Here is an 8,559-nt window from a genome sequence, read left to right on the forward strand (position 1 = left end):
TTACTCCCCTTTGCCAGCGGCGGCGGCAGGAGCAGTACCGGCAGGCTTGGCGTTGGTGGCTTCCTTCGCGTCAACCGTGATGCCCGGCTTGATGAACTGCAAGCCTTCGGTGATTACACGGTCACCGGCATTCAGGCCCTTTTCCACCAGCCAGTAGGCGCCAGCGGTACGGTTGGCCACCAGCACGCGCTGTTCGACCTTGTTGTCGGCGGTCACGACCAGCGCAGTCGGGATGCCCCGGATGTCGCGGGTCACGCCTTGTTGTGGGGCGAGGATCGCCTTGCTGTTCACGCCTGCTTGCAGTTGGGCGTGGACGAACATGCCCGGCAACAGGGTGTGATCAGGGTTGGGGAACACGGCGCGCAGGGTTACCGAACCGGTGGTCTGGTCGACCGACACTTCAGAGAATTCCAGCTTGCCCTGTTGCGCGTACTCGCTGCCGTCTTCCAGGGTCAGCTTGACCATGGCCGCGTTTTCACCGGATTTCTGCAGTTGGCCGCTTTCCAGGTCGCGACGCAGCTTCAACATCTCGGCGGAGGATTGCGTGACGTCGACGTAGATCGGGTCCAGTTGCTGGATCACGGCCATGGCATCGGCCTGGCCATTGCTGACCAGCGCGCCTTCGGTGACCGAGGAACGCCCGATACGCCCGGAGATCGGGGCGAACACCTTGGTGTAGCGCACGTTGATCTGAGCGGTCTGCAGGTTGGCTTCGGAAGTCATGCGGTTGGATACGGCGGTGTCGTACTCCTGGCGGCTGACGGCCTGCTCGTTGACCAGTTGTTTGTAGCGGTCGGCAATCGACTTGGTCTGTTGCAGGTTGGCCTGGGCGCTTTTCAGGGTCGCCTCATACACCGATGGGTCGATCTGATAGAGCTGCTGGCCTTCCTTGACGTCGCCGCCTTCCTTGAACAGACGCTTGAGAATGATGCCATTGACCTGCGGGCGGACTTCCGCGATGCGGAATGCAGTGGTGCGGCCCGGCAATTCGGAGGTCAGGGTATAGGCTTGAGGTTGAATAGTGACCACGCCGACCTGAGGGGTTTGAGCGGGCGGAGCCGCTTCTTCCTTTTTACATCCGCTGAGCAGCGATGCCAGGGCGACGGCAGTGACCAGAGCGGTAACAGCTGGCTTAAGTTGCATGAAGATCCTCGGGTCAGGCGCGCTCGATGCGCACAAGAAGTGTGGAAGGGTAAAAAACAGGCAGTGAGTAGATAAGTAGCTTGCTAGGCAATATACTTACGTTCATGGTTGTTTGTAAACTCTTGACAGGCTTCGCGGATTCCTTGCAAGGCAGCGCTGAAAGCCTCGATTCTATTACGTTCGGCGCCCTTGACGGTGTCGTCCCATAATTATTCAGAAGGTGGTTATCAACCACCGCTCGTGTCCTGATTGAGGTGTTACTGCCATGGTTCGTCGTACCAAAGAGGAAGCTCAGGAAACGCGCAGCCAGATTCTTGAAGCTGCCGAGCAAGCCTTTTATGAGCGTGGCGTTGCGCGTACTACGCTGGCGGATATCGCGGCGCGGGCGGGCGTGACGCGAGGCGCGATCTATTGGCACTTCAGCAACAAGTCGGACCTGCTGCAGGCGCTGCTGGACACGCTGCACGAGCCCCTGGACGAATTGGCCAGGGCCAGTGAAAGCGAGGATGAGGTAGATCCGCTGGGCTGCATGCGCAAGCTGCTGATCCATCTTTTTCATCAGGTGGCCCTGGACCCGAAAACCCGGCGCATTAATGAGATCTTGTTCCATAAGTGCGAATTTACCGATGAAATGTGTGACATGCGCCGTCAGCGCCAGACCCACAGCCTTGAGTGCAACCTGCGCATTGGCCTGACACTGCGCAATGCAGTCCACCGCGGGCAACTTCCGGAAAACCTCGACACCGCTCGCGGGGCAGTGTGCATTCATGCCTACATCAACGGGCTTATTGGCCAGTGGCTACTGGTGCCAGACAGCTTTGAGCTGTATCAGCAGGCCGAGCGCCTGGTGGATATCGGGCTGGACATGCTGCGCTTGAGTCCCAGCCTGCACAATTGATACAAAATGCGTAATTGCGTTCGTTGGTGTCAACAGTAAAGCCTAAGGATGATCAATCGTCCTTCCGACTTATTTGTGGGGTGACGTTATATACGCGCTGGCCCCAGGTTGAAAGGTAGCCGGCTAAGTATTTTGTAGCGATATTGTTTCATTGCTGTGAAGGATTGTTACCGAACCTGTGGGAGCGGGCGCGGTGTTTTCAAGATCCAATAAAAAGCCCCGGCTCTTGCGAGCCGGGGCTTTTGCATTGTTGCGGGTCAGAGCGCCAGGGTCGGGTAGTCGATATAGCCGACCGGGCCTGGGCTGTAGAAGGTTTGTGGGTTCGCTTCGTTTAATGATGCATCGGCCTTGAGACGGGCCGGCAGGTCCGGGTTGGCGATAAACGGCACGCCAAACGCCACCGCATCGGCCTTGCCCGAGGCCAGCCAGGCATTGGCGCTGTCCTTGGTGAAGCGTTCGTTGGCAATGTACGGACCGCCGAACGCGGCTTTCAATTGCGGGCCCAGGCTGTCGCCGGCTTCTTTCTCGCGGGCGCAGATAAAGGCGATGCCACGCTTGCCCAGTTCACGGGCGACGTAGGTGAAGGTTTCTGCCAGGTTGGCATCGCCCATGTCATGCAGGTCGGCCCGTGGCGACAGATGCATCCCCACGCGGCCGGCGCCCCAGACTTCGATCACCGCGTCAGTCACTTCCAGCAACAGTCGCGCGCGGTTTTCCAGGGAACCGCCGTATTCGTCGGTGCGCTGGTTGGTGCTGCTTTGCAGGAACTGGTCGAGCAGGTAGCCATTGGCGCCGTGCACTTCCACCCCGTCAAAACCGGCAGCCTTGGCGTTCTCGGCACCCACGCGATAGGCATCGACGATATCGGCGATTTCTGCGGTTTCCAGGGCTCGTGGGGTTGGGTAGTCGGCCAGCGGGCGCACCAGGCTGACGTGGCCGGCGGGCTGGATGGCGCTCGGGGCTACCGGGCTCTCGCCGTTCAGGTACGACGGGTGGGAGATCCGCCCCACGTGCCACAGTTGCAGGAAGATCTTGCCGCCGGCGCCGTGCACGGCCTTGGTGATGTTGGTCCAGCCGCGCACCTGGTCGTTGGACCAGATGCCTGGGGTGTTCGGGTAGCCCACGCCCATCGGCGTCACCGAAGTGGCTTCGCTGAGGATCAGGCCGGCAGACGCCCGCTGCACGTAGTATTCAGCCATCAGCGCATTGGGCACGCGACCGGCGTCGGCACGGCAGCGGGTCAGCGGTGCCATGATGATGCGGTTCGACAGCTGCACATCACCCAGTTTGATCGGATCGAAAATAGTCGTCATCGCAAATACTCGTCTGTTCTAAGTGATTAATGGGTAGCAGGGGCCAGGTCAGCATCGGCGCTCTGGCGGAAGGTGATCAGCGTGACCACCAGCGCCAGGATCGCCAGGGCCGCAGCCGCCAGCGGCACGCTGGTCAGGCCGAAACCGTGGGCAATCACACTGCCGCCGACCCAGGCGCCCAGGGCGTTGCCGATATTGAAAGCGCCGATATTGAGGGTCGACACCAGGTTGGGCGCGGCCTTGCCGAAGGTCACCACGTTGATCTGCAGTGCCGGTACGGCGGCAAACGACGCGGTGGCCCAGAGGAACAGGGTGATTTCGGTGGGGATGATGGCGACGCTGGTCCAGGTCAATGCGGTGGACACCACGGCCATGCTGATAAACACGCCAATCAGGGTCGCCGCCAGGCGTTTGTCCGCCAGTTTGCCGCCGATGATATTGCCCACGGTCAGGCCCAGGCCGATCAGCAGCAGGGTCCAGGTCACGCCTTTGGGCGAGACGCCGGTGACATCACCGAGCAGCGGCGCGACGTAGGTGAAGAGGGTGAACATCGACGCGGCAAACAGCGCGGTCATGCTCAGCGACAACCAGATCCCGGCACCCTTGAGGGCCGCCAGTTCGGCGCGCATATCGAGTTTCTCTTCATCACGCTTGGCCGGCAGGAAGCGGATCAGGCCGATCAGCGCGATCACACCAATCACCGTCACCGCCCAGAAGGTCGAGCGCCAGCCGGCTTCCTGGCCCAGCGCGGTGCCCAGGGGCACTCCGAGCACGTTGGCCAAGGTCAGGCCGGTGAACATCAGGGCCACGGCTGATGCGCGTTTGTTGGCTGGCACCAGGTTGGCGGCCACCACCGAGCCGATCCCAAAGAAGGCACCGTGGCATAACGCGGTTACTACCCGGGCAAACATCAACACGTTGTAGTCACTGGCCAGGGCGCAAAGCAGATTGCCGACGATGAAAATGCCCATCAACGCTACCAGGGCAGCCTTGCGCGGCAGTTTGGCGGTGGCCAGTGCCATGAAGGGTGCACCAATGGCCACGCCCAGGGCGTAGCCAGTCACCAGCCAGCCGGCGCCAGGAATCGACACACCAAGGTCGGCCGCCACATCGGGCAACAGGCCCATGATGACGAATTCGGTGGTGCCGATGGCGAAGGCGCTTAAGGCCAGTATGAGGAGCGAGAGAGGCATGCGGGATCCTTTACAGCGATGGGCTGAGTTCTTCGGTGATGGCTTGGATAAACGCCTGGATGACGTCTTCATTGCGGCGGAAAAAGTGCCACTGCCCGGCTTTCTGGCTACTGATCAGGCCTGCCCGTTGCAGGGTTGCCAGGTGCGCCGACACGGTGGACTGCGACAGGCCGCAGCGTTGGTCGATCTGCCCGGCGCAGATGCCGTACTCGTGGTTGTGGACTTGTTCGGGGAACTGCACTTTCGGGTCTTTCAGCCAGTTGAGAATGTCTCGCCGTACTGGGTGTGCCAGGGCTTTTATTATTTCGTCGAGGTCAATGGACATGGCAGGGCTCGGTGTGGGTAAAACGTTATATCGCGATGAGGCGAACTTTAAATCGCTATATCCCGATATACCAATACGATTTTGATCTTGTTACTTAATAAATCGGTATATCGGGTTATAACGATACGTTGGCAGCAGTGCTAAACTGCGCGCCATGAATTATCTCGCACATCTGCACCTCGGCGGCCAACTTCCTGCACAACTGCTGGGCAGCCTCTATGGCGATTTCGTCAAAGGCCGCCTGCAGGGCCAGTACAGCCCGCAAATCGAGGCGGCGATCCAGCTGCATCGCTCCATCGACCGTTTCACCGACAGCCACCCATTGGTCGGGCAGGCGTTGTCACGGTTTACCCTGACTCGGCGTCGTTATGCGGGGATCGTCCTCGACGTGTTCTTCGACCATTGCCTGGCGCGGGATTGGGCGTTGTATGCCGATCAGCCACTGGAGCGCTTTACCTCCCAGGTGTACCAGGTGCTGGCGGCCGAACCGCAATTGCCGGGGCGCCTGGCGCAGATTGCACCGTCTATGGCGACGGATGACTGGCTGGGCTCCTACCGCGAGTTTGCGGTGATGGAGCATGTGCTGCGGGGGATTTCCCGGCGCCTGAGCCAACCCCAGGAACTGGACCAGGCGATGCAGGAGTTGCGGGTGCTGTATGAGCCGTTGAGCGAGGATTTCCGGGTGTTCTATCCCCAGTTGCAGGCGTTCTCGAATAGCCACTTGGTAATACAAACCTGAATGTGGGAGCAAGCCCCCACATTGGGTACTGCGTTTGCTTCAGGCCGCATACGCCGGCCGAACCGGCACGGGCTGGTTTTGTGGCACCGGCCCGAACAAGGCCTTCTGCACCGCCTGCTGCGCCTGATACGCCAGCGCCGCACGTTCCTGGCCGGCGCAGGCAATGGGCTTGAGCAGATGAATCTCAACGTCGCCCTGATCATTGGCAAACAAACGCATCAGGTGCGAGAGCAAATCATCGTCACCAATAAACGGTGCGAGCGGATCAATCTGTCCATCGCGCAAATAACGGATCGCCACTGGTTGCAGCGCCACCTCGGCATCAATCGCGCTGGCCAGTAGCCGGCCATGGAAGGTGCGCAGGCTGCGGCCATCGGTGGTGGTGCCTTCGGGGAACATCAGCAGCGGGTGTTTTTGCTCGAGATGACGAGTCATCTGTTTGCGAATCAACTGACTGTCCCCCGAGCCACGGCGGATAAACAGGCTGCCGGCCTTCGCGGCCAGCCAACCGGCCACTGGCCAGGTGCGCACTTCGGCCTTGGACAGGAATGACAGCGGCGCCACCATCCCCAGCAGCGGGATGTCGGTCCAGGACACATGGTTGCTGACCCACAGCATCGGCTGTTGCGGCAGCTCACCGTGCACCGTCACGCGAAAGGGCAGGGCATTGCTCAGGCGCGCCATGAAAAACCGCGACCAGCGCTGGCGCCGCACCATGGAGTTGGCGATTCCCAGGCGCTCGAACACACCAAACACGCCGGCCATGCTCAAGCCCAGGGCCACCACCAGCAGCACGCGGGCGATCCGCCCGTAGACCCGCAGGCGGCCCATCACATGGCCGCCTTGAAGTGGCGGGCATACCGCGGGCACAACTCGTCGCGTTTGAGCAGGATGAACACGTCGGCCACCTGGAAATCCTCGTCCCAGCACGGCTCGCCGCAGATCTTCGCGCCCAGGCGCATATAGGCCTTGAGCAGCGGCGGCATTTCGGCGATGACGTTGGACGGCAAGTCCAGGCTCGGCAGGGGTTTTTTCGGTTCGGCGCGCAGGTGTTCGTTGCACAGATAGCGTTCGCGCAGGCGCTGCATGATCGCGTGGGCCTGGATGCCGCCGTCGTGCATCGGGATGCTCGCGCAGCCCATCAGGTAGCTGTAGCCGCCCTGGTTGAGCACCTCGGCCAACTCGCCCCACAGCACCGCGATGGTGCCGCCGTTACGGTAGGCCGGGTCGACACAGGTACGGCCGATCTCCAGGATCGGCCCCTGCAAATGCAGAAGGCCGTGGAGGCTGAACTCTTCTTCGCTGTAGAACCGGCCCAGGGTGCTGGCCGCCTGGTGATCCAGCAGGCGGGTGGTGGCCACCAGGCGCCCGGTGTTCAAGTCCCGTACGCCAATGTGGCTGCAGTGAACATCATAGTCATCCATGTCCAGGCCCAGCTCCGCGCCTTTCAGCTTGGCATTGAACTCGCCGCTGAAAACGCTGAAACGCAGGGCCTGAGCTTCCTGCAAAGCCTGGGCGCCGATCAGGCGTTCGGCTTGCAGACGGCGTTCATTGCCGGTGTCACTGATGCGGGCGATCTGAGTCATGGCGAGTCTCCAGGTGCCGGCCAGGGTTGCGGCCAGTCGACTTTGTTGTGCAAAGTCAGGCTATGTACCCCCGGTGTCATCTCCATGAATCTACGGTGACGCTTAGATGACAGCCCCCAAGGAGCCTTTCATGCCCTGGCACGCGTTGCTCGACCGACCTGCCCGACTGCCCGTCCACGCCAACCTGGCCGAGGGCTACAGCGTTTTATTGCAACGCCTGGGGCCGCTCACACCCTTTGAGTTGGCAACCCAGGGCGCCCGCCTGATGGCCACGCCCGGCCTGGCGTTCCTGGTGGGTTATCAAGCAGCGTTGCGCGCGTTATGGCCCAGCGCGCCCCACAGCCTGGGCGCCCTGTGTGCGACCGAACAGCGCAGCCTGCGCCCGTTGGATATGCAAACGCGCCTGGACGACCTGCGCCTGAGCGGACGCAAGGACTTCGTCACCGCCGGCGATGCCGCCGACTGGCTGTTGATCGCCGCCCGCTGCGAGGCCCCCGGCGAAAAGCCGCGCCTGACCCTGGCCGTGGTGCTGGCCGGCGAGCCCGGCGTGCGTGTGGAGCCCTTGCCGGCGATCCCCTTGATGCCCGATATCAGCCATGGTCGCGTCTACCTCGACCACGCCGCCTGCGAGCGCTTGCCGGGGGATGGCTGGGACGATTACGTCAAACCCTTCCGCACCCTGGAGGACACCTATGTACTCAGCGCGATGACCGCCTGGCTGCATGGCATCGGCCAGGAGTGCGACTGGCCCCAGGCCCTGCGTTTGCAGTTATTGGCATTGCTGGCCGGCTGCGCCGAGGTTGTTCGCCAACCCAGCGCGTCGGCGGCGGGGCATGTGTTGTTGGGGGGATTGTTTGTGCAGTTTGAGGCGCTGAAGGCGCAGGTCAATCAGGCGATGGGGGCGGGACCGTGGGCCGCGATGTGGCAGCGCGACCAAGCCGTGCTGGACCTCGCCGCCAGCGCCCGGGCCAAACGTCTGGAAAAAGCCCTGAACCCAGCCCCCCGCTGACTGTGGGATGAGCTTGTGTGGGAGCGGGCTTGCCCGCGATAGCAGGGGGGGCAGGCAATACAGGCGGTGACTGATATACCGCCATCGGGGCATAGGTATCTACACATCTCTTTAGTGATTCTTAGGTTTGTGTACATATCCGTTGCTGCGGTCATGGCCACTTAGGGTTCCGCCCTGACGGCGGCTCACTTTGGAAAAGCCCCAAAGTAAGCAAAGGGCTCTTGCCGGTATGACTCACCCACATGGGTTACAAATCAGTTCACGCACATAGGTAACAGTTATTAACTGGCAGGGTCGATTTTGTGAGGATCTGACCATGCCCTGGGAAGAGCTGAAACCTATGGACCTCAAAG

9 protein-coding genes are annotated in these 8,559 nt (G+C 61.4%); 3 read left to right on the forward strand and 6 right to left on the reverse strand.

The features are described 5' to 3' along the window. A complete protein-coding gene (locus HBR94_RS18180; protein ID WP_057439798.1) occupies positions 1-1,143 on the reverse strand; it encodes an efflux RND transporter periplasmic adaptor subunit in 1,143 nt (380 codons plus the stop codon). A 265-nt stretch (positions 1,144-1,408) separates the two neighbouring features. On the opposite strand from HBR94_RS18180, the gene HBR94_RS18185 reads away from it, so the two are divergent. Next, a complete protein-coding gene (locus HBR94_RS18185; RefSeq protein WP_057439796.1) occupies positions 1,409-2,041 on the forward strand; it encodes a TetR family transcriptional regulator in 633 nt (210 codons plus the stop codon). 257 nt (positions 2,042-2,298) lie between these two features. Here the strand turns inward: HBR94_RS18185 and HBR94_RS18190 are convergent, their stop codons facing one another. The 3 genes from HBR94_RS18190 to HBR94_RS18200 are packed head-to-tail and all read right to left on the reverse strand — an operon-like array spanning position 2,299 to position 4,872. After that, positions 2,299-3,354 carry an alkene reductase gene (locus tag HBR94_RS18190; protein ID WP_057439794.1) on the reverse strand — a complete coding sequence of 352 codons (1,056 nt, stop codon included), beginning with the start codon at positions 3,352-3,354 and terminating at the stop codon, positions 2,299-2,301. A 26-nt stretch (positions 3,355-3,380) separates the two neighbouring features. After that, positions 3,381-4,547 carry an MFS transporter gene (locus tag HBR94_RS18195; RefSeq protein ID WP_057958749.1) on the reverse strand — a complete coding sequence of 389 codons (1,167 nt, stop codon included), beginning with the start codon at positions 4,545-4,547 and terminating at the stop codon, positions 3,381-3,383. Positions 4,548-4,557: 10 nt separating this feature from the next. Continuing rightward, complete coding sequence (locus tag HBR94_RS18200; RefSeq protein ID WP_170045320.1) at positions 4,558-4,872, reverse strand: helix-turn-helix transcriptional regulator; 315 nt, start codon at positions 4,870-4,872, stop codon at positions 4,558-4,560. Between the two features lie 154 nt (positions 4,873-5,026). Between HBR94_RS18200 and HBR94_RS18205 the strand changes: the two genes are divergently transcribed. Beyond that, entirely contained in the window at positions 5,027-5,611 is a 585-nt protein-coding gene (locus tag HBR94_RS18205) for an ACP phosphodiesterase (protein WP_115127561.1), read from the forward strand. A gap of 39 nt (positions 5,612-5,650) precedes the next feature. Here the strand turns inward: HBR94_RS18205 and HBR94_RS18210 are convergent, their stop codons facing one another. Beyond that, on the reverse strand, positions 5,651-6,442 hold the full coding sequence (locus tag HBR94_RS18210; RefSeq protein WP_170045321.1) for a lysophospholipid acyltransferase family protein: 792 nt from the start codon (positions 6,440-6,442) through the stop codon (positions 5,651-5,653). Continuing rightward, the gene (gene olsB, locus HBR94_RS18215) at positions 6,442-7,197 is read right to left on the reverse strand and encodes an L-ornithine N(alpha)-acyltransferase (protein ID WP_057439788.1); all 756 of its coding nucleotides are present in this window, start codon (positions 7,195-7,197) and stop codon (positions 6,442-6,444) included. Before olsB ends, HBR94_RS18210 begins: the two co-directional genes overlap by 1 nt. 130 nt (positions 7,198-7,327) lie before the next feature. Between olsB and HBR94_RS18220 the strand changes: the two genes are divergently transcribed. Then, on the forward strand, positions 7,328-8,206 hold the full coding sequence (locus HBR94_RS18220) for an acyl-CoA dehydrogenase family protein (RefSeq protein ID WP_169960702.1): 879 nt from the start codon (positions 7,328-7,330) through the stop codon (positions 8,204-8,206). Positions 8,207-8,559: the final 353 nt, after the last annotated feature.

The organism is Pseudomonas sp. WS 5412 (assembly GCF_012985615.1).
GTDB classification, from domain to species: Bacteria; Pseudomonadota; Gammaproteobacteria; order Pseudomonadales; family Pseudomonadaceae; genus Aquipseudomonas; species Aquipseudomonas shahriarae.